The sequence below is a fragment of the Nostoc sp. genome, from assembly GCF_054880495.1.
In genome coordinates this window covers 1-19,172 of sequence record NZ_JBTYKD010000137.1, presented here as the reverse complement: position 1 = coordinate 19,172, position 19,172 = coordinate 1, and the positions used below count along the sequence as shown (strand labels likewise).

At 39.8% G+C, this 19,172-nt stretch carries 18 protein-coding genes and 1 pseudogene; 4 read left to right on the top strand and 15 right to left on the bottom strand.

Features of this window, described 5'->3' with window-relative positions:
* Nucleotides 1–108: 108 nt before the first annotated feature.
* Both pyrE and ACYTXL_RS14510 read right to left on the bottom strand, forming a co-directional pair.
* On the bottom strand, nt 109–660 hold the full coding sequence (gene pyrE / locus ACYTXL_RS14515; RefSeq protein WP_461925350.1) for an orotate phosphoribosyltransferase: 552 nt from the start codon (nt 658–660) through the stop codon (nt 109–111).
* 77 nt (nt 661–737) lie between these two features.
* A complete protein-coding gene (locus tag ACYTXL_RS14510) occupies nt 738–1,364 on the bottom strand; it encodes an arsinothricin resistance N-acetyltransferase ArsN1 family B (RefSeq protein WP_461925349.1) in 627 nt (208 codons plus the stop codon).
* A 176-nt stretch (nt 1,365–1,540) separates the two neighbouring features.
* Between ACYTXL_RS14510 and ACYTXL_RS14505 the strand changes: the two genes are divergently transcribed.
* A complete protein-coding gene (locus ACYTXL_RS14505; RefSeq protein ID WP_461925348.1) occupies nt 1,541–2,425 on the top strand; it encodes an NAD(P)-dependent oxidoreductase in 885 nt (294 codons plus the stop codon).
* Between the two features lie 83 nt (nt 2,426–2,508).
* Here ACYTXL_RS14505 and ACYTXL_RS14500 read toward each other — a convergent pair whose 3' ends face one another.
* The 4 genes from ACYTXL_RS14500 to ACYTXL_RS14485 all read right to left on the bottom strand — a co-directional run bounded on the left by ACYTXL_RS14500 (nt 2,509) and on the right by ACYTXL_RS14485 (nt 5,710).
* Nucleotides 2,509–3,540 (bottom strand): Mrp/NBP35 family ATP-binding protein, encoded by a 1,032-nt coding sequence (locus ACYTXL_RS14500; RefSeq protein WP_461925347.1) that lies wholly within the window; start codon nt 3,538–3,540, stop codon nt 2,509–2,511.
* A 147-nt stretch (nt 3,541–3,687) separates the two neighbouring features.
* Nucleotides 3,688–4,470: a DUF4058 family protein gene (locus ACYTXL_RS14495; RefSeq protein WP_461925346.1), complete on the bottom strand. Its 783-nt coding sequence runs from the start codon at nt 4,468–4,470 to the stop codon at nt 3,688–3,690.
* Between the two features lie 19 nt (nt 4,471–4,489).
* The gene (locus tag ACYTXL_RS14490; protein ID WP_461925345.1) at nt 4,490–5,452 is read right to left on the bottom strand and encodes a HEAT repeat domain-containing protein; all 963 of its coding nucleotides are present in this window, start codon (nt 5,450–5,452) and stop codon (nt 4,490–4,492) included.
* Between the two features lie 30 nt (nt 5,453–5,482).
* A complete protein-coding gene (locus tag ACYTXL_RS14485) occupies nt 5,483–5,710 on the bottom strand; it encodes a 4Fe-4S dicluster domain-containing protein (RefSeq protein WP_053455107.1) in 228 nt (75 codons plus the stop codon).
* A gap of 100 nt (nt 5,711–5,810) precedes the next feature.
* On the opposite strand from ACYTXL_RS14485, the pseudogene ACYTXL_RS14480 reads away from it, so the two are divergent.
* A pseudogene (locus ACYTXL_RS14480) lies at nt 5,811–6,352 on the top strand (REP-associated tyrosine transposase).
* A 610-nt stretch (nt 6,353–6,962) separates the two neighbouring features.
* Here ACYTXL_RS14480 and ACYTXL_RS14475 read toward each other — a convergent pair.
* From ACYTXL_RS14475 to ACYTXL_RS14435, 9 genes are all read right to left on the bottom strand, one after another.
* Nucleotides 6,963–7,472 carry a GNAT family N-acetyltransferase gene (locus tag ACYTXL_RS14475; RefSeq protein WP_461925351.1) on the bottom strand — a complete coding sequence of 170 codons (510 nt, stop codon included), beginning with the start codon at nt 7,470–7,472 and terminating at the stop codon, nt 6,963–6,965.
* An 8-nt stretch (nt 7,473–7,480) separates the two neighbouring features.
* Nucleotides 7,481–7,942 carry a GNAT family N-acetyltransferase gene (locus ACYTXL_RS14470; protein WP_461925344.1) on the bottom strand — a complete coding sequence of 154 codons (462 nt, stop codon included), beginning with the start codon at nt 7,940–7,942 and terminating at the stop codon, nt 7,481–7,483.
* A 24-nt stretch (nt 7,943–7,966) separates the two neighbouring features.
* On the bottom strand, nt 7,967–8,749 hold the full coding sequence (locus ACYTXL_RS14465; protein WP_461925343.1) for a class I SAM-dependent methyltransferase: 783 nt from the start codon (nt 8,747–8,749) through the stop codon (nt 7,967–7,969).
* 220 nt (nt 8,750–8,969) lie between these two features.
* Complete coding sequence (locus tag ACYTXL_RS14460; protein ID WP_461925342.1) at nt 8,970–9,512, bottom strand: HAD family hydrolase; 543 nt, start codon at nt 9,510–9,512, stop codon at nt 8,970–8,972.
* An 8-nt stretch (nt 9,513–9,520) separates the two neighbouring features.
* A complete protein-coding gene (locus ACYTXL_RS14455; RefSeq protein ID WP_461925341.1) occupies nt 9,521–9,697 on the bottom strand; it encodes an HAD hydrolase-like protein in 177 nt (58 codons plus the stop codon).
* A gap of 9 nt (nt 9,698–9,706) precedes the next feature.
* A complete protein-coding gene (locus tag ACYTXL_RS14450) occupies nt 9,707–11,416 on the bottom strand; it encodes a fumarate reductase/succinate dehydrogenase flavoprotein subunit (protein ID WP_461925340.1) in 1,710 nt (569 codons plus the stop codon).
* A 64-nt stretch (nt 11,417–11,480) separates the two neighbouring features.
* Nucleotides 11,481–12,539, bottom strand: a complete 1,059-nt coding sequence (locus tag ACYTXL_RS14445; protein WP_461925339.1) for a sulfonate ABC transporter substrate-binding protein — start codon at nt 12,537–12,539, stop codon at nt 11,481–11,483.
* A 235-nt stretch (nt 12,540–12,774) separates the two neighbouring features.
* A complete protein-coding gene (locus ACYTXL_RS14440) occupies nt 12,775–13,542 on the bottom strand; it encodes an ATP-binding cassette domain-containing protein (RefSeq protein WP_461925338.1) in 768 nt (255 codons plus the stop codon).
* A gap of 119 nt (nt 13,543–13,661) precedes the next feature.
* The gene (locus ACYTXL_RS14435) at nt 13,662–14,489 is read right to left on the bottom strand and encodes an ABC transporter permease subunit (protein WP_461925337.1); all 828 of its coding nucleotides are present in this window, start codon (nt 14,487–14,489) and stop codon (nt 13,662–13,664) included.
* A gap of 1,115 nt (nt 14,490–15,604) precedes the next feature.
* On the opposite strand from ACYTXL_RS14435, the gene ACYTXL_RS14430 reads away from it, so the two are divergent.
* On the top strand, nt 15,605–16,969 hold the full coding sequence (locus ACYTXL_RS14430) for an LLM class flavin-dependent oxidoreductase (protein WP_461925336.1): 1,365 nt from the start codon (nt 15,605–15,607) through the stop codon (nt 16,967–16,969).
* A gap of 423 nt (nt 16,970–17,392) precedes the next feature.
* Entirely contained in the window at nt 17,393–18,931 is a 1,539-nt protein-coding gene (locus tag ACYTXL_RS14425) for an amidohydrolase family protein (RefSeq protein WP_461925335.1), read from the top strand.
* Nucleotides 18,932–19,172: the final 241 nt, after the last annotated feature.

The window sequence follows — 19,172 nt, the reverse complement described above, 5'->3', positions numbered from 1 at the left end:
ATAAGGTATAAGCAAATCAGTAATGTAACGATCAACTTCTGTCCATAGTTCTTGAGTCATAACTCTTCTTTCGGTAACAGTAACAGCACTTTTTATATGACCTAAATCCTAATTAGGAAAATCACTCCGCTTTAGTAGAGAAAGCAGTGTAATACCTTCCGCTAAGAGTTTATCAATAGCACCTTCCTCGCGGTCGATCACGCAGAGTGCGTAATCAATTTGAGCGCCAAGTTGACGCAGTTGATTGGCTGAGATAATAATTTGACCACCAGAAGTTACTACATCTTCTACAATCAGCACCTTCCGATTATTAATCTCTACACCTTCAGCTAATCGGGAAGTTCCATATTTTTTCGCCTCTTTTCTCACAAAAGCAGTAGGTAAACTAGAGTAGTGTGATAAGAGCGTCACTATCGAAATGCCACCAAGTTCTAGACCTGCAAGTACTTCGATATCACTTGGAATGAGAGTAATCATCTGCCTAACAACAGCATTAAGTAAAATTGGATCTGCTTCAAACTGATACTTATCAAAGTATTCGTTTGATATTCGTCCAGAGCGAAGTTGAAACGACCCAACTAGATGTGAAACTGCATAAATTTGCTTTGCTATTTCGCTTTTCACTATTTCGGTTTCAGAGCTTTTTAGAAAACCTTCCATTAATTTAACCTTGCTTAAAAAAATTTCCTTTGTCCAATTTAATAACGTGATGTTTAACGTTTGAAAATTTGTATTAATTAAACTCGAAGTAGCAACAATCCACTCGTTAAAGCTTTATTCCAAAGAGGTGATTTTTGTATTTCTGCCAGAGAAACAGGTGGATTTACAGATTGTGTGGTCATGTCGCCATCAGTCAAGAAATATGACTCTGGTTGTAAAGATAATTGCCAGTAACCTACATCATGCCACTGACCAAATTTATAGCCAACTCGACGCAAGACACCCATAGGTGAAAAACCAACAGACTCATGTACAGCCACACTTGGTTGATTGGGTAAAGCGATCGCAGCAACAACGTTATAAAATCCTTGGAGTCGCAGCAATTTCAACAGAGAAGTATACAAAGCTCTAGCAATTCCTTTTCTGCGATAATTAGCACTGACGTACACAGATGATTCCACAGACCATTGGTAAGCAGCACGGGTATGGTAGGGTCTAGCGTAGGCGTAGCCTACAACCTCTTGATTAATTTCGCAAACTAGCCAAGGCATCTGCTGTTGATAGCTCTTGATACGCTGTTGAAATTCTGTTTCACTGGGTGGTTCTACTTCAAAAGAAATTGCAGTTTCCCACACAATTGGCGCATAAATTGCCAGCATTTGTAGAGCATCATTTTCATTAACTAGTCTGATTACTGCCTTCACTGCAATACTTGCCTAAATAGCTTGCTTTCTGGGAATGATGTATGGTAAGTTCCTACTTAGAAGAATTACGGCAACTCTCTCAATTTACCGTAGTTTGTCTCATAACTCAATCACCAGAATCAGCGTATTGGTAAATATTAGTCAAAAGCTGAATACAGGTAACAATCAAGCTTTCCATGCAAATCCAAACAGTTGGTATTTTAAGTCCGGGTGACATGGGACAGGCGATCGCAGCCGTTCTCAATCAAAATGGATTGAAAACCATTGCCGCCCTAAACGATCGCAGTCCCAGAACTCGGCAATTAGCCGCCGCAGGTAACATCCAAGATGTGGGTTCCCTCACACAACTGGTAATTGAATCTGATGTGGTGTTATCAGTTCTAGTGCCCGCCGCCGCAACAGAAGCAGCAAAGCAAGTAGCTGAAGTAATAAATAATCTAGGGAAACAAATTCTGTACGTTGATGGTAATGCGATCGCACCCCAAAAAGTAAAACGTATTGCCCAAGTTATTGAATCAGTGGGAGCCACATTCGTAGATGCTTCAATCATTGGCCCCCCTCCTAGAGTTCCCGGACGCACTCGCATTTATGCGTCAGGAAAACAGACCGATGAATTTCAACAACTGCGGAATTATGGGTTAGATATACGAGTGATTGGCGATGAAATTGGTCAGGCTTCTGGATTGAAGATGTCTTACGCCGCCCTAACAAAAGGACTAACAGCGATTGGCACAGAATTACTGATTGCCGCCCATCGCTTAGGCTTGGATGAGCAACTATGGGAGGAAGTATCTAGTAGCCAACCAGAACTTGCTGCTATTCTCACCCGTTCCATTCCATCCATGACACCAAAAGCACATCGTTGGATAGGAGAAATGGAAGAAATTGCTGAAACCTTTCAAGAGTTAGGTCTGACTGAGCGGATTTTTTACGGAGCCGCCGACGTTTACCGCTTGGTAAAAGATACATCTTTAGGTAAGGAAACACCAGAAGAACGCGATCGCGATCGCCCCCTGAGAGAAATTATTAATGCTCTTTCAGACGAAACTGCATCAAACTAAAACCCCTAAGACGGCGCTGGCTCACTTTTTACTTTTGCCTTATTTGGTCAAAACAGGGCAATTGATTGAAGTTCCTGAAGCTACTAAGCTTGTTCAACCTGCGTAGTTTGATTGTGTGATGTAAAAGTAGTATTTAATGAAGTAGCTATTTGTGTAAAAACCTCCCTTGCTGGTGAAGCATATTCGCTGCTCGCAATCGGATTTCCAGTATCACTACCGCTACAAATGCGGGAATCAATGGGAATTTGTCCCAACAGAGGCGCTTGTAATTCTGCGGCCAGTTGTTCGCCGCCACCACTACCAAAAATCGGTGTGCGTGAACCACAATCACCGCAAATTAAATAACTCATATTTTCAACGATGCCAAGGACAGGAACACCCACTTGGCGAAACATATATATATTACGTCGTACATCTGCAACAGCCACTTGTTGAGGAGTTGTCACTAAAATGACTCCACAAATTGGGCTTTCTTGGATAATTGTAATTTGAGCATCACCTGTACCGGGAGGTAAATCTATCAATAAATAATCTAATTCCCCCCATTCCACATCTTGCAAAAATTGCGTGATAATTTTATGCAATACAGGCCCTCGCCATGCCAAAGGACGATTTGCTTCTGCAAGTAAACCCACTGACATTATTTTGATTCCCTGAACTTCTAGAGGTAAAAACTTATCACCTGTGGGAGTATTAATCACTTGAATATCAGCTTGTCCTAAACCCAACATCTGGGGAACATTGGGGCCATAAACATCAGCATCTAATAGTCCTACTTTTGCACCTTGTAATTTTAAAGCTGCGGCGATATTAACGGCTGTTGTGGATTTGCCCACACCACCTTTACCACTAGAAATTGCAAGAGTTATTTTAACACCGGGAATTGTACAAATTTGAATATAAGTTTTTTTACACCAAGATAGAGATGATAATTTAGATTGAATTTCTGGCTGTAATTGGTGCTGATGAGAACCAATATATAACCGTAAGTAAATATAGTCATCAACTATGCGTAAGTTTCGGATCATTCCCAAACTAACGATGTCATTTTTTAAGGTAGGTTCAATGATTTGTTTGAGTAGTTGGATGACTTCTTGCTGATGGTCTGTAGTCATATCTTTTCGATATAAAAAGGGAAATTGGTAGTTAGATATTGCTGATAAGAAGAGATAAATAATTTGGAGTAAAGAATTTGTATTGCGAAATTAGTAAAGCTTTGATCGGGTTGATATTACTGAGTAACCAGGAATGATCATACTCATTTAAATCCTCTCCAAAATTTCTCTAAACCAAGCTTCTTCCTGTGGCGATGGCTGCGGCTGGCTACGCCTACGCACTGTCTTTAAAGGTTGTGAATAATCAATTGCCAAGTCAAATCTAGCACGTTCGTAAACTTCGTTTAATAACCTTTGCAATTCAACTATCGGTTCAGGTTCTCCCTCACGCAAAGGTACAGGAAAAACAGGAATTGGGTTTTTTAAATCGAAAGTATATAAATCTGCATCAGGTCTATTGTAGCTGCGACTCACCAAAATACTATAATCTGTAGTTGTCGCTCCAAAAATAGGCATTGGCTCACCTTGTCTCAAGAGGTCAATTTCTACTAAGTTGGTTGCAGAAGCCAAAATTTTCTGTCGTTTGCTTTCGTAGGCGGCTCTACCTTCTTTGGAGCGTTTATTTTTGGGGGAAAGTATTTCAATCACAGCAACTACTTCTTTGGTTGGAGTTGCTCGCACCTCTAAAAATCGCTCAGTTATCTCTTCAGGTATAGGAACTTTCACTTTACTGGGTTCAGCAAGTTTCGCAGCAGTCAAAGTTGTACTGTTATCTGTAGTGTTACGTTTAGCAACTGCTACATCAGCAATTCCTACGAGTAAGACATCATCTACACTGGTGTAAACTCGCTCTTCAATGGAAACTCGGTATTTAGGGACGATTTGGGGAGTTAGGTCATCAGCGATCGCTACAATCAAACGATTGTGAACTTGATGCCAAAGTTCAGGCTGTTCCAAATACGGATTCATTCCAGGAAATGGATTGTCCATTACGCTTTCCCTTAGTAATTTACTGCTCCCTTGATACTATTCTATCTGTTTGAATCTTCTGAATTGCCCGTTGTGCTTGGATAGACACTTCTTTGTCAGGATCATCTAAGGCTTGTTGTAGGGGGTTAATAACGTCGGGGTGAGCTAAATTCCCAAGTGCGATCGCGGCTTCTTTGCGGACATCTGCATATTCATCTGTTAATGCTTGAATTAATATCGGCATAACTTGAATATCTGGAATTTTTTGCAAAGCTTGTGCTACTGATTTCCGCACTTGCCAATGTTCATCATTTAAGGCTATTTCTAATGCTGAAATCGCTTGATTATTTGCATGAATAGTCAGAGATTTGGCTGCATTCCGGCGAACTTGCCAGTCACTATCATTTGTGAGTGCTTGACAAAGTATTGTAATCACCTCTGTATCTTGTAAATGTTCTAAAGTTAAAGCAGCAGCACGACGTACAGTTGCTTCTTGATCAAGGATTAAATTTAAAGCTTGTGGACATTTTTCGAGTTGATTGATATATCGCAGTGTCGTAACGGCTACTTCTCTTAATTCAGGATTTTGTGATTCTAAAAATGGTAAAATGTCGGGTAAAGATTGAATGTCATGTATCTTCCGCAAAAGCACCAAAATATTTAATTGAATATTTACATCATTACTTGGGAGTTTATCTAGTAAAAGCAACAATTCGGCTTGTGTGATTAACTCGTTTAATGCTGATGCGGCTTCAGTGCGAATATCTGCATCTGTTGAACTCAGACATTCAATTAAAGCCGGGATTGCAGCAGGATTGGCAATTTCCCAAATGGCAGATATTGCTATTTTTTGAACCGTAGTATTTTCATCTTTCAAAGCGATGATTAAAGCATCTATTGTTTCTTCATCGCCTAGATGCTGCAAGGTTTTGACGGCTACTATCCGGTCATTTATCTCAGGCGATCGCAACATTTCTAGCCAATGCTTGAGGTCATCATTCATTAATTTTTACCACAGAAGATAAGAGAAGATTTAACGTAATAAAAACGGGATTTGTACTGTAATTGCATTGGTTGGACATTCTTTTTCACAAGGTAGACAAAACCAACACTCATCATATTTCATATAGGCTTTCCCAGTCTCTGGATTTTTTGCCAACACATCCAAGGGACAAACTTCAATACAAGCTGTGCATTTTTCTAGACATTTCGATTCATCAACGATAACAGGAACATCTACTCTTTGATTGATTAAAGCCATAAAATAACTCCATGATTTTGTACTGAAACTGCTAAACGGTAAAATAAATAAGGTAAGCTTACATGAATTATCTCACGATTGTAGCTTGTTTATAGGCATTATGGAATATCGCAGAGCCAAGATAGAAGGAGGTACATTTTTCTTTACCATTGTTACTCATAACCGCCGGGAATTTCTTTGTAATGCAGAGAATATTCTGCTATTAAGACAAGCATTCAGAGAAGTAATAAGCAAATCTCCATTTATTGTAGATGCCATTGTCATATTACCAAACCACATACACTGTATTTGGACGTTACCACCAGGGGACAGTGATTTTTCGGATCGTTGGCGATTAATAAAAAATTATTTTAGCCATCATTGTGATATTCAATATCAAGGAAAAATCTCTATATCACGTCGAAATAAAGGTGAAAAAGCTATTTGGCAACGCAGATTTTGGGAACATCAAATTAAAGACGAAATTGATTTCATTCATCATGTTGATTATATTATTATAATCCTGTCAAGCATGGATATGTTAAAGCACCTAAAGATTGGAATTATTCAAGTTTCATTTTGTATGTAAACAAAGGAATTTACGATATAGATTGGGGTTCAGGAATAGAGATAGAATTTCCCGAAAATATAGGAAATGAATAATCTATTCGTAGTTATTGTAGGTTGGGTGAAGGCGCAAGTTACTATCTTGGCAACACAATGAACAATTTATATTGCGCCATAACCCAACATCAAGCGATATTAATCTTAGCGAATAATTAAATATATAAAATAGGTTTAGCATTGATTTTATCCAAGAAATTGAGAGATTATTATAGTGTAAATATTTTCTGCTTTCCCGATATCATGCATGTGTTGGGTTCCACTACGTTCCACCCAACCTACGGGAGATAGCGATCGCACTATCGCAACTATTCGTAGTTATTGTAGGTTGGGTGGAGGCGCAAGTTACTATCTTGGCAACACAATGAACAATTTATATTGCGCCATAACCTAACATCAAGCGATATTAATCTTAGCGAGTCATTAAATATATAAAATAGGTTTAGCATTAATTTTATCCAAGAAATTGAGAGATTATTATAGTGTAAATATTTTCTGCTTTCCCGATATCATGTGTGGGTTCCACTGCGTTCCACCCAACCTACGGGAGATAGTGATCGCACTATCGCAACAAAAAGGGAATTTGTACAACGATCACAGGAACATCTATTCTTTAATTTATTAAAGCCATAAAACGATTATTTTGTACTTAAACTTTTAAGCGGTAAAATAAATGGGGTAAACTTGCGTGGATAATCTCACGCTCATATTGAAACCCCAACTTTTCCATAACTCTTTGTGACGCTTTGTTAGTTGTTAGAGTAAAGCAAACTATCTCTGGCAACTTCAGTAGTTCAAAACCAATTTTCAATATTTCCTCACCCATCTCTGTCGCTAACCCTTTAGCCCAGAATTTAGCTATTAGAGCGTAAGCTAATTCTACTTCATCGTTACCTTCTACATCAGTATTCCGAAGACCAGCACGGCCAACAAACTGATTGTTAATTTTGTCTCGAAATACCCATAATCCGAATCCATAACGCTGCCAATGATTCAAATTATTTAGAATAAAAAGCCGTGTTTCATCATCAGAACGAACACCGCCCAAAGTTGCCATAACTTGCGGGTCTTGATGCATACGATGAAGTTCATTCAAATGTTTAAATCGCAGACGATCAGCAAGCAAACGGTGAGTGGTAAATGTATTAATTAACTGCATATTTTTCACTAAAGCAATTTTTTATTAAAAGTTAATGATTGCTTGATATTGGTATAACCAATTTTTTCATAAAACAAGTGAGCTTCTTTGCGTTTAATATTAGAACGTAACAGAACACTATCACATCCAGCCAGAGAAGCCCACTGTTCAATTTGCTGCATCAAAAAACGTCCAATTCCACTATGACGATAATCTTTATCTACAACTAATCCCAAAATAATCGCTGGAGTTGGAATAACTATTGAGTCACAAATATGAGCGTGCGCCCAAGCTATTATATATTCATCTTCTAAAGTGGCAACATACACAATATGAGCATCGTTATTTTTAATTTTAGTAAGGCGCTGCTCTATTTGTTGATTTGTCACACAATATTCAAGTTGTTCGCAAAGACTAGCAATTCTCTCTACATCTTTAATCTCAGCTTGTCTAATTTTAATTTTCTCACTTACACTAACTTTGTTTATCATAATTTAATTTTAAATTACAATTATTTAGTTATCCAGCGTTGCACGCATAAAACGATAGCCTATATCAATCTCTGTCAAATTGTGAATATAACCATATTTTTTCCTCCATTTTCCACTACTTAAATCTGCTGCAAGTAACTTTACTCCTTGCTCTGCTAAATCTTGATTAGCTAAAGCAAAAGATGATATTCCTGCACGTACTTCTGGTTGAAGATATAACTCTGGTCGTCTCCAGCCTGCTGCTGCGAATAAATCAGATAAATCGTATGGTAACAAAAGAGGTATGGCTTCAACACGCCTTTTAGTATTACTCTGAATTAAATTAACCTGTTCGTTAAGTGGTAAAAATCCTAACGCATCTTCCCACAAAAACGGAAAATAATCATAAAGCCATATCTTCTGAGATAATCTAATATCAAAAGTTAACAAAGTTATTGCCCCATCTCTAATTATTCTCTGCATTTCCTGAAAAGCTTTTTCGAGATGAGAAAAGTGATGAATTGCCAGGATACTTACAACAGCATCAACAGACTGATCTGGTAGAGGTAAATTTTCTGCATAGCCAGTAAACCACTTAATTTGCTGATGTTCTACTGCTTGTTTTTGCATGACTACAGAAGGTTCAATAGCATTAACAAAAAATCCTTGGTTAGCTAGTGCTAGGCTGTAACCACCAGTACCAGCACCAATATCAGCGATAATGCTACCTTTGGGTAAATTGAGGAAATCAATTAGTTTCTTGACAATGCGAATATCAGGAACGCGAGTTTTTGAATATTGTTGACCAATTGAATTATAAATAGACATATTTATTATAAAATCCCTAAAAATAAGATTAAAAAAATATTTAAGCTTTAAATCAATAAATCAAAAATCTGTTAACTAACCAATTCTAGCAATTTTAAGAGTTCGCTTATTAGAAATTTTGGTTGCACTTCTTGTGGTAAAACTTGGTTTTTTCGGTTGTAATAGCAAAAATCAATATTGACTTGCATTGCTCCCGCATAGTCATGAGTGAGAGAATCTCCTAAAGTACTTGTGCTGGTGTTAAATCTAATCTAGATAACGCATGATGAAATATTTCAGGAGATGGTTTAGCAAAACCAATTGCTTCAGAAACTACAACTTCCTCAAAAAAATGCTCGATTCCCGCAGCTTGCATTCTCGGTATTTGTGCTGATACAAAACCGTTAGTGATGACAGCCAAACGATAACTACCTGCGAGAGCAGCTAGTACTTCATTTACATCAGGTTCTATTACAGCAGAATGATTAAAAATATGCCAGAAATTTTGACTAAGATGGCTGATTTTATCTGTTTGTATATCTAATTGAGCAAGTGTACTTCGGTAAGACATCTCTATCAACTCACCAGGAGAAAAAGTTTCTCGCTGTTTCCAATACTTGGAGTTATAAGTTTCATATACTCGAAGAAAACTAGTTTCATTTACTCCATGTAAGTCTAAAGAAATTCCACAAGCTTCTAACGCGCCAAGAATAGCTTGGCGTTCACATAGCTCAAAATTCAACAGTGTATTATCGAGATCAAAAATTATGGCTTTATAACTCATTCAATTCTTTAATTCACGAAAATGCTTTCTTGCATAGTTGAAACTTTTGTAATTCTTTTTAGTACTCCTCTGAAATCTGGACTATAAAGTTTATAATTTTTATCATTAGGTTTCTTGACTAAAATTGCTTGTATATCCGCCCGTAATGCTCCAGCGATATCAGCATTGTAGCTATCACCTATCATTACACATATTTATTTCACTGCTATATCATAAATTTCATGATGTAAATTTATATCCACAATGTAAGGATCTACAGGACGCTTGAACAATACCATTTGCTCAAATTCATCTTTCTTTAAGTTGACATGACAAAACCACTCATCATCATTCTTTTCGGGGTAATCTAAACGGTAATGATAAAGTCCCCAACGAGTTTCTTGACGATATAATGATGCTCTGGCTGCCATTTCTGCACAGTCCCTAATAAAATGCACTTCTATACAGCGCATCAATTCATGAGGGTCACGAGCGCCCATTAAATCTAATGTTTCTTGATATTGGACAAAATGTTTTAAACCAATCTCGATTTTATTACCTGATTTGGGTGGTTGCAGATAATCATTAACTAAGCGTCTTAATTTGTATTCTACCTGGGTGTGAGGTACACCATTTGGATGAGCTAAAGGTGCATAAATTCTGGCTTTTTCAGCTTCTAAAAAATCCGTATCTGGTTCGATAAAATCTAAATCTTGGATATATTCAATGGCATGAGTTCCGGCTATGCGACCGAAAACAAATGCCCCAATCATATAATTATGGGGAACGCTGGCCATATCTCCGGCTGCATATAAACCTGGGATGGTTGTTTGAGCATTTTCATTCACCCACACACCAGAGGCACTATGACCACTACATAAGCCAATTTCTGAAATGTGCATCTCTACGCCGTGAGTGCGATAATCTTCATTTCTGCCTTGATGAAAACGTTCTCTACTTGGGCGTTCATTCGCCCACAATATTGATTCAATTTCAGCGATTGTATCTTCATCAAGATGGGTCATTTTAAGTTGGACTGGCCCTTTCCCAGAATTTAATTCTTTCCAGATTTCCAACATCATTTGACCACTCCAATAGTCACAACTAATGAAGCGATTTCCTTCGGCGTTAGCAGTATGTGCGCCAAAAGGCCCGGCAACATAGGCACAGGCGGGGCCGTTGTAATCTTTGATTAAAGGATTAACTTGAAAGCATTCAATATTACTGAGTTCTGCTCCGGCATGATAAGCCATTGAATAGCCATCTCCAGCATTGGTAGGATTTTCATAAGTGCCGTAGAGATAGCCAGAAGCAGGTAATCCTAATCTGCCACAAGCACCTGTAGATAAGATAACCGCTTTCGCTTGAATGACAATATAATCACCGTTTCTAACATCAAATCCCACCGCTCCAATAGCACGTCCGGCTTTGACTAACACACGGGTTGCCATGACGCGATTTGTGACTTTGACTTTGTGGCGTTTGACTTGGCGGGTAAGAATGGTTTTGAGGTCTTTACCTTCTGGCATAGGTAAGACATATTTACCCACACGATGCACTTGTTTTAAGTCATAGTTGCCTTGGGCATCTTTTTGAAATTTCACACCCCAGCTTTCTAATTCTTGGATGACTTCATAACCTAATTTGCCTGTTTGATATACGGCTTTTTGGTTAACAATGCCATCATTAGCAAGGGTGATTTCGCGCACGTATTGTTCTGGTGTAGAATGGCCGGGAATAACTGCGGTATTCACTCCATCCATACCCATTGCGATCGCACCACTCCGTCGGATGTTAGCCTTTTCTAAAATCAGCACCTCTGCATCGGGATTTGCTTGTTTGGCTTTAATTCCAGCCATTGTCCCGGCTGTACCGCCACCAATGACAAGTACATCAGTTTTTATTTGTTGGGTCTTGATGTCCATAAGCTTTTGGGAGTAGGGAGTAGGCTTGCCGTGAGTGTAGCCGAACGGGAGTGGGGAGGAACTTCTAAGATTTATTACCGTTCCAAACGATATCTTTGACTTGGATTTGCTTAGGAACTAGCTTGATTTTGTGAAAAGTATCGGCAATCTTTTGTTGTTGAGCGATTACTTCATCTGTTAGCGGTAAAACGCCATACTTTCGTCGTTTTTCAGCAATTTCTAATGCGGCTGCGGGAATACCTAACTCTGGTTCTAAAAACTTGGCAACTTCTTCTGGATTGTTTGTCGCCCATTTGTTTACTTTACTGACTTCATCTAACAGGGTTTTCAACAAATCTGGGTGAGAATTAACAAACTCTTGACGCGCAAGATAGTAACCCCGATTCGGTGCTAAATTTGTCGCATCTGTTAAAATCCTTACATCTTTGTCGTGTTGAACTGCTGCTAGGTAGGGGTCCCAAATTGCCCAAGCATCAACCTTACCACCAGTAAATGCTGCACGGGCATCTGCTGGTGTTAGATGTGCTGGTTTAATGTCACTATAGTTTAATCCGGCAGCTTCTACAGCTTTGACAACAAGATAGTTAGCGTTCGAGCCTTTAGCAAAGGCTAATTTTTTCCCTTTCAGGTCAGCAACCGTTTTAATTGGTGAATCTTTCGATACAATAATTGCTTCAGCTTTGGGACTCCAAGGATCATAAGCAACATAAAGCAAGGGAGTACCTCCGGCTTGGGCAAATATTGGTGGTGATTCACCTGTATAGCCAAAGTCGATACTACCTGCGTTCATTGCTTCTAGCATAGGTGGACCTGCGGGAAATTCTGCCCATTTCACCGAAGCACCAGCAGTCGTAAAAGCTTGCGCTAAATTACCTCGGTTTTTGAGAGCACTGAGAATAGTCGCCGCTTTTTGATAGCCGATACGAACTACCACACCTTGAGTTGTTGTCTGTGTTGCTACAGAGTTACCTGTATTGTTGGCAGAACACGCAGATATTACAAGAGTCAAACTTAACCCACAGGTAAAGAATAAGGCAAATATGCCAATTCTGGATATTTCATAATTCTGAAGAAAGCTGCTGACAATCTTCATCAGTCGATGTGGTAAATACTTAGTAAACATACATACATTTAAATTACAAGCAATATCAATACTACGACAAATTGGGCAATTTACCGTATTTTGCTGATAGAATATTTACATAGATAAGCTGCAAATGCAAGATCCGAAAAAGTATGCTTACAGTCATGGGACAAAAAACCTAAGTGAATATCTCTATTTTTGACCTCCATTGCCACCCTTGGTAGTTGGGGTTTTGTTAATTTATTAGATGAGATATCCACTTAAAGCTAGAGTATTAATGACTCATTTGCAATAATTGATGCGCGTGAGTGCCTTGATTATTCATAACTTGTTCTAGTACTGCTTCTCTGATATTTACAAATACTTCACTAGCTCTGTCTCGTGGACGCGGCAATTTTACAGGTAAATCTAACGCAACCCGTCCCTCTTCAATTACTATCACTCTGTCTGCCAAGGCCACAGCTTCTTCTACATCATGGGTGACTAAAAACGCCGTAAAGCCTCTCTGTTGCCACAAATCTTCGATTAAATGTTGCATTTCTAAGCGAGTTAACGCATCCAATGCTCCTAAAGGCTCATCAAGTAGTAATAGATGTGGTTGACTCGCCAAGGCTCTGGCCAATGCTACCCGTTGTCGTTGTCCTCCAGATAGTACATACGGCCATTCATCAGCTCTATCTTTGAGTCCGACTTGTTCTAATACCCGCGCAGCTTTTGCATACCAATTTTCTTGCAAACCCAGACCCACATTATCTATCACACTTTTCCAAGGTAGTAACCGGGGGTCTTGAAACATCACTCTTACAGAATGACTAAGCTTACGTAGTGGTTCTCCATCTAATAATATGCCGCCTGTAGTGGGTTTATCTAATCCAGACACTAGGCGCAATAAGGTACTTTTACCGCAACCACTACGCCCCACAAGAGCAATAAATTCTCCTGGTGCTACTTCTAGATTTAATGAGCTTAAGACAGTTTTATTTCCAAAAACTTTGCTTAAACCTAAAATATTTAGTTGTGAACCTTGTGTATTTGAAACCATCTGGATATTTCCTTTTTTTAGATATTTTCGAGTTATTAAGGTATTGACAACTTGGAGCTTTTACAATGAATTAATCAACGTAAAAAGTTAAACACTTGTTTAACTTTTTACCTGAGCTTTTACCCAGCCGATGTGTAATTGGGATTCCATGATAAAAATTTGTTTTCTAGAGCATTGGCAATGGAATTTGCTAGTTTACCCAACAGTGCATAAATGACAATACTTAACACTACAACGTCTGTTTGCATAAACTCACGGGCGTTCATTGCCATATAGCCAATGCCGGAATCTGCGGCAATTTGTTCTGCTACAATTAACGATAGCCACATAATACCCAAGGAAAAGCGGACACCAATCAAAATTGAAGACAAAGCTCCTGGGAAAACAATTTGCCACAAAAGCTGCGATGTTTTTAAGCCATAAACTCTACCCATTTCAATGAGTTGAGGATCTACACTCCGAATTCCATGATAGGTATTAAGGTAAATTGGGAAAAAGACACCTATAGAAACTAGAAATAATCTCGCTTGATCACCAATTCCAAACCATAAAATTACTAGGGGAATTAATGCCAAGTTGGGAATAGTACGCAGCATTTGCAAGGAACTATCTAACAATTGTTCTGCAATGCGAGAAAGCCCAGTGAGTATTCCCAAAATAAAGCCAATTCCGCCGCCAACGATAAAACCAGATATAGCGCGTGCGGCACTGATTCCCATGTGTCGGAAAAGCTCTCCAGTTGAGGCTAACCTAATTGCTGTAAAAACTACACTACTTGGTGCTGGAAGAATTCTGGTGGAAAGTAAACCAGTTCTGGAAGCAATTTCCCAAATTAGTAGCACTATAAAAGGTACTATCCAAGGGATGATGCTATCAGCGTATTTGTTGTTGTATAATACCTCTAAGGCTTTTTTGCTGGTTTTGGTCTTTTTGAGAGTAATAGTCATAAGCTACCAAGTTGTTTTATGAAGTTTTCATTAACGGCTATTTCGCCAATAAGACTGAATAGATTTGGTGTTATGTATGTTTGTTTTACTGAGACAGAAAGCAATGGAGAACAAACCCTAAAAATTACCTTGTCCTTCGGGTATTTATTCTTTAAACTACTATAGATCGAGTGAATTACCGTAGATTAAAAACATTTTACACGAAATTAAGTAAAAAGCAACTCCCAAGAATAGGGAGTGGGGAATATTCCTTTTTCAGCTTTGGCTATGGGATTTTCTTGTGAGTTGCTGACTAGAAAGTAAAGGTAGTGCGGTGAGAACGCACCCAAATCGGATCGTTGGCATCATTATGTACAGAGCTTGCTAATTACATAACAACTTGGGATGATCCGAATATTGTCATTCACTCGGAAGGTATAGAAAGGCTCTAAATGTAGAGAAGTATCTGAATCTTCTCAAAAGGCGGCTCAGGGTGTGGGGCGACAATTATTACTAGTAACTTTAGGTTGATACACCAAGCATGATCCCACCGATATTACCTTCTTTAAACAAGTCTGGAAAACCAAAGGTAAGCGCACCATTAATCATAGTTGCGTCATTATCACCATCAGCTAACTGATTGACAAGGGTATAAGTACACTATAATTTTCGCACTAATTCACGAAGATAGTTGTAGTGGACAACACAAGTTACTACTGAAGATAGTATAGTAATTTGCTTTGCTTTTTGAACTTACTTGCGTAGTCCGAAAGTGGGGAGGCAAATTAAACCAACGAAATAATCACATTTCATCAACCTATTGTTATAATTCTATACCTGTATACCAAATTCGGAAATTAACTTGCATTTTCCTCGTAAGTGTGTAAAGCTTTGTTACATGAATAAACTACGGTAAATCAATCAAGTTATTGTAGTTTATAAGAAATAAACTACAGCGTTTCATTTACCGACTCACTACTTAGCCAGAGCTACAGAAAAATATTGATCAGGCAAAGATTAATCTTACAGAAGAACTTACGGCAAGAATCCAAGTAGTTTGGAAGTATTAACTTCTATTCATTTTGACTTTTGACTTCCGCCTTGCGGTACTAGCTATCCAAAAAAGAGAAAAGCAGATGAGCAAAACACGTAAGTTACGTTTAGGAGCATTTATTCAAGCCACTGGACATCATGTTTCTGCTTGGCGACATCCAGATGTACAAATAGATGCGGGTTTTAATTTCGAGCATTACAAAGAAATTACCCAAACCGCCGAACGTGGCTTGTTCGATGCAGTTTTTTTGGCGGACAGCCCAGGAGTTTGGGGCGCCGATCCCGAAACGCAGAGACGCAACGGTAAACTTGTCCATTTCGAGCCAGTGACACTTTTTTCGGCTTTGTCTTCTGTAACTCAAAACATTGGCTTCATTTCCACCGCCTCGACTACCTATGAAGAACCTTACACTCTGGCACGTAAGTTTGCCTCATTGGATCACTTGAGTAAAGGCCGGGCGGGGTGGAATGTAGTGACCACGGGTAACGAAAATGCCGCACTTAATTTCGGTCTTGAGCATCACCCGGAACATAGCCAACGTTATGAACGTGCGGAAGAGTTTGTAGAAGTGGTCAAAGGACTCTGGGATAGCTGGGAAGACGATGCTTTCATCCGTGACAGAGAATCTGGTATCTATTTTGACTCGAATAAACTACATATACTTAACCACAAGGGTAAACATTTTTCTGTCAAAGGCCCCTTGAACGTTGGTCGTCCACCTCAAGGTTATCCGGTGATTGTGCAGGCTGGAGCATCGGAAGCTGGACGGGATTTAGCTGCGCGTACTGCTGAGGTGATTTTCACTGCCAATCAAACTCTAGTCGATGCCCAAGAATTTTACGCTGATGTCAAAGGTAGGTTGGCGAAATATGGACGCTCTCCAGACGATCTAAAAATCATGCCTGGGGCTTTCCCAATCATTGGCCGGACTGAAGAAGAAGCCCAAGAGAAATACGAATTTCTGCAATCGTTGATTCATCCTGATGTAGCTTGGGATATTTTAAAGAACTATTACAAAAGTGTGGATCTGTCGAAATATTCTTTAGATGATGTAACTCCCGAACTACCCAGTGATACCAATAATAATAAGAGTCGTCTGAAATTAGTCAAGGATTTAGCTACTCGTGGCACTCTGACGCTGCGCCAGTTATATCTCGCTCTTGCTACCGCTAGAGGTCATCGTACTATCCTTGGTACTCCTGAAAGCATTGCTGACCAGTTAGAGGAATGGTTCAACAATGGTGCAGCAGATGGCTTCAACATCATGCCACCAATCCTGCCTACAGGGTTAGATGACTTCGTTAACTTAGTTGTTCCCATCCTCCAGAAACGTGGATTGTTCCGTACTGAATACGAAGGTACTACCTTGCGGGAAAACCTGGGGCTGCGTCGTCCGGGTAATCAATTTGCCGCTAAACAAGTGGATGAGAGATTGGTGTTGGCGTAAATAAATAGGGCTTACGCAACGCCGTATATTCTTTTGAGTTGGTAGTGTTCGCGTAGCGTCTCGAAGAGAGGACTAAAGTCTTCTCTTCGAGACACTACTTGAACAAAATCAGGACTAAAGTCCTTAGTACAAACAACAAGCGTAAGTCCTGATCAAAAGAGTAGTGAATTTCGAGTGCTGTAGGCACTCCTCCGGTGAGCCAGTGCGTTATGGGTTCTTTCCGTTGTAGTAATTGTCTTTGCTGAGTTATTTAGATGCGAGAAGTCGCCTATAAATTTCAGGGTTTTATTGGGCTTTGAATCCAATAAATTACCAAGTAGCACTCAGATGCGTCGTTGTACTTAGCACGGGCTAAACGCCCCGCTATCGCTAACATAACTCATTTATCACCACTACTTCTGTCATTTATTCAAGGAAAAAAATATGACTGAATATAGCAGATTAAAAACTTCCCGTTCCGCCGCAATCAAAGCAAACCTCAATTATCCGATAATTGACACTGATGTTCATACCAATGATTTCACTCCGGCGCTTGAGGATTACATTGCTAAATACGGTGGCTCGAAACTCGTAGATGAATTACGTAAGGCGGAAGATTCTCGTCTCAATTCCAAGAGCAATGGTAAAGACTGGTATCAACAAACTCCAGAAGAACGCCAATACAATCGCACAATTCGATCGCCTTGGTGGGCTAGAGTCACCCGTAATACTTTGGATCTCGCTACTTACACTCTTCCTGAACTGTTCTATGAGCGTCAGGCGGAGCAGGGATCAGATTATTCGGTACTGTTTCCGAATAATGTTTTGGCACCGGCTGGAGCAAGTAAAGAGAATCGTCAAGCACTGCAACGGGCGGTCAATCACTATCATGCTGACTTGTACCGGAAATATAGCGATCGCCTGACACCTGTAGCTGGTATCCCGATGGGTGATCCTCAAGAAGCCGTTGAGGAGTTAGAGTTTGCAGTAAAAACACTGGGACTGAAGGTGGCAAATATTCCTGGTGGTGTGAAACGGCCAATTAAGGCGATCGCTGATAAATATCCAGCAGATCAATACCCGGAAATCGCCAAGTATGCCTCTTACATTGACTTTTACGGATTGGATAGTGAATACGACTACGATCCATTCTGGGCGAAGGCTGTTGAATTAGGTGTACCCGTTACTACCCATTACGGCAGTCAAGGTTGGACTGGACGCTCCTCGATCAGTAACTACATGAACAACCATATCGGTCACTTCGGCGATGGCTCACAAGCATTTGCCAAAGCACTGTTCTTTGGTGGTGTTACCAAACGTTTCCCACAGTTGCGCGTAGGTATGCTTGAAGGTGGGGCAGATTGGGGCGCTCACGTCTACATTCATTTAGTAGATCGTTTCTCTAAGCGCAATCTTAAGGGACTGCAAAACTACAACCCAGAACTGACAAATTCTGATGAGTTGTTCGTGTTGTTTGAGCGTTTCGGTAGTGAATTCCTAGAAGCACATTCCCTCACTAAAGAAGAACTGACAAAGAGTGTCTTGGGTGCTTCCTTCAACCGTCATAGCCGCTCACCCGTTGGTAGCGAACTAGAAGATTTTGCCGCCGCCGGGATTGAAACAATTGAAGACATCCGCGATCGCTGGGTAAACAGTTTCTTCTTTGGTTCCGAGTCCGACGATCGCACCATAGCAGCAGCATTCAACGACAAAGCCAATCCCTTGGGTGTGAAAATCAACGCCATTTATTCCTCAGATGTTGGTCACTGGGATGTGCCAGATTTGACCGACCCACTAGCAGAAAGCTGGGATTTGGTACAAGAAGGTGTGATTTCTGAAGCGGACTTTAAGGCTTATGTATTCAATAATCCTTACAAGTTTTATACTCAAGCTAATCCCGACTTCTTCAAGGGTACGGCGGTTGAATCTAAGGTAGCTAACATCGAATCTCCACAAGCAGATAAGAGTTTAGTAACGGCGTAAGAGATTAGGAAATAACTTCCTTGCTCCTCTACATCTGGTTCCTCAGCAACAAAGGATACACGCATAGCGTTTTACCCTAGAAGATTGACATGACAACAACAACTGACCCTAATTTTGGTGCGCGTGAGGCGCTACGCCTACTTGGCCCCTATCCTGATGACTGGGTACCCGACCGTGCTGATGTTGACCACAATGTGACAATAGTTGGTGGTAGTGGTACAGGTATTACCTTTGCCTTTGC

Bases quoted from the DNA above. Each gene is read 5' to 3' on its own strand.
- ACYTXL_RS14455 (WP_461925341.1), bottom strand. From the start codon at position 9,697: ATGATAGGTGATAGCTACAATGCTGATATCGCTGGAGCATTACGGGCG.
- ACYTXL_RS14450 (WP_461925340.1), bottom strand. From the start codon at position 11,416: ATGGACATCAAGACCCAACAAATAAAAACTGATGTACTTGTCATTGGT.
- ACYTXL_RS14475 (WP_461925351.1), bottom strand. From the start codon at position 7,472: ATGCAGTTAATTAATACATTTACCACTCACCGTTTGCTTGCTGATCGT.
- pyrE (WP_461925350.1), bottom strand. From the start codon at position 660: ATGGAAGGTTTTCTAAAAAGCTCTGAAACCGAAATAGTGAAAAGCGAA.
- ACYTXL_RS14500 (WP_461925347.1), bottom strand. From the start codon at position 3,540: ATGACTACAGACCATCAGCAAGAAGTCATCCAACTACTCAAACAAATC.
- ACYTXL_RS14430 (WP_461925336.1), top strand. From the start codon at position 15,605: ATGAGCAAAACACGTAAGTTACGTTTAGGAGCATTTATTCAAGCCACT.
- ACYTXL_RS14465 (WP_461925343.1), bottom strand. From the start codon at position 8,749: ATGTCTATTTATAATTCAATTGGTCAACAATATTCAAAAACTCGCGTT.
- ACYTXL_RS14495 (WP_461925346.1), bottom strand. From the start codon at position 4,470: ATGGACAATCCATTTCCTGGAATGAATCCGTATTTGGAACAGCCTGAA.
- ACYTXL_RS14505 (WP_461925348.1), top strand. From the start codon at position 1,541: ATGCAAATCCAAACAGTTGGTATTTTAAGTCCGGGTGACATGGGACAG.
- ACYTXL_RS14485 (WP_053455107.1), bottom strand. From the start codon at position 5,710: ATGGCTTTAATCAATCAAAGAGTAGATGTTCCTGTTATCGTTGATGAA.
- ACYTXL_RS14470 (WP_461925344.1), bottom strand. From the start codon at position 7,942: ATGATAAACAAAGTTAGTGTAAGTGAGAAAATTAAAATTAGACAAGCT.
- ACYTXL_RS14490 (WP_461925345.1), bottom strand. From the start codon at position 5,452: ATGAATGATGACCTCAAGCATTGGCTAGAAATGTTGCGATCGCCTGAG.
- ACYTXL_RS14460 (WP_461925342.1), bottom strand. From the start codon at position 9,512: ATGAGTTATAAAGCCATAATTTTTGATCTCGATAATACACTGTTGAAT.
- ACYTXL_RS14435 (WP_461925337.1), bottom strand. From the start codon at position 14,489: ATGACTATTACTCTCAAAAAGACCAAAACCAGCAAAAAAGCCTTAGAG.
- ACYTXL_RS14425 (WP_461925335.1), top strand. From the start codon at position 17,393: ATGACTGAATATAGCAGATTAAAAACTTCCCGTTCCGCCGCAATCAAA.
- ACYTXL_RS14440 (WP_461925338.1), bottom strand. From the start codon at position 13,542: ATGGTTTCAAATACACAAGGTTCACAACTAAATATTTTAGGTTTAAGC.
- ACYTXL_RS14445 (WP_461925339.1), bottom strand. From the start codon at position 12,539: ATGTTTACTAAGTATTTACCACATCGACTGATGAAGATTGTCAGCAGC.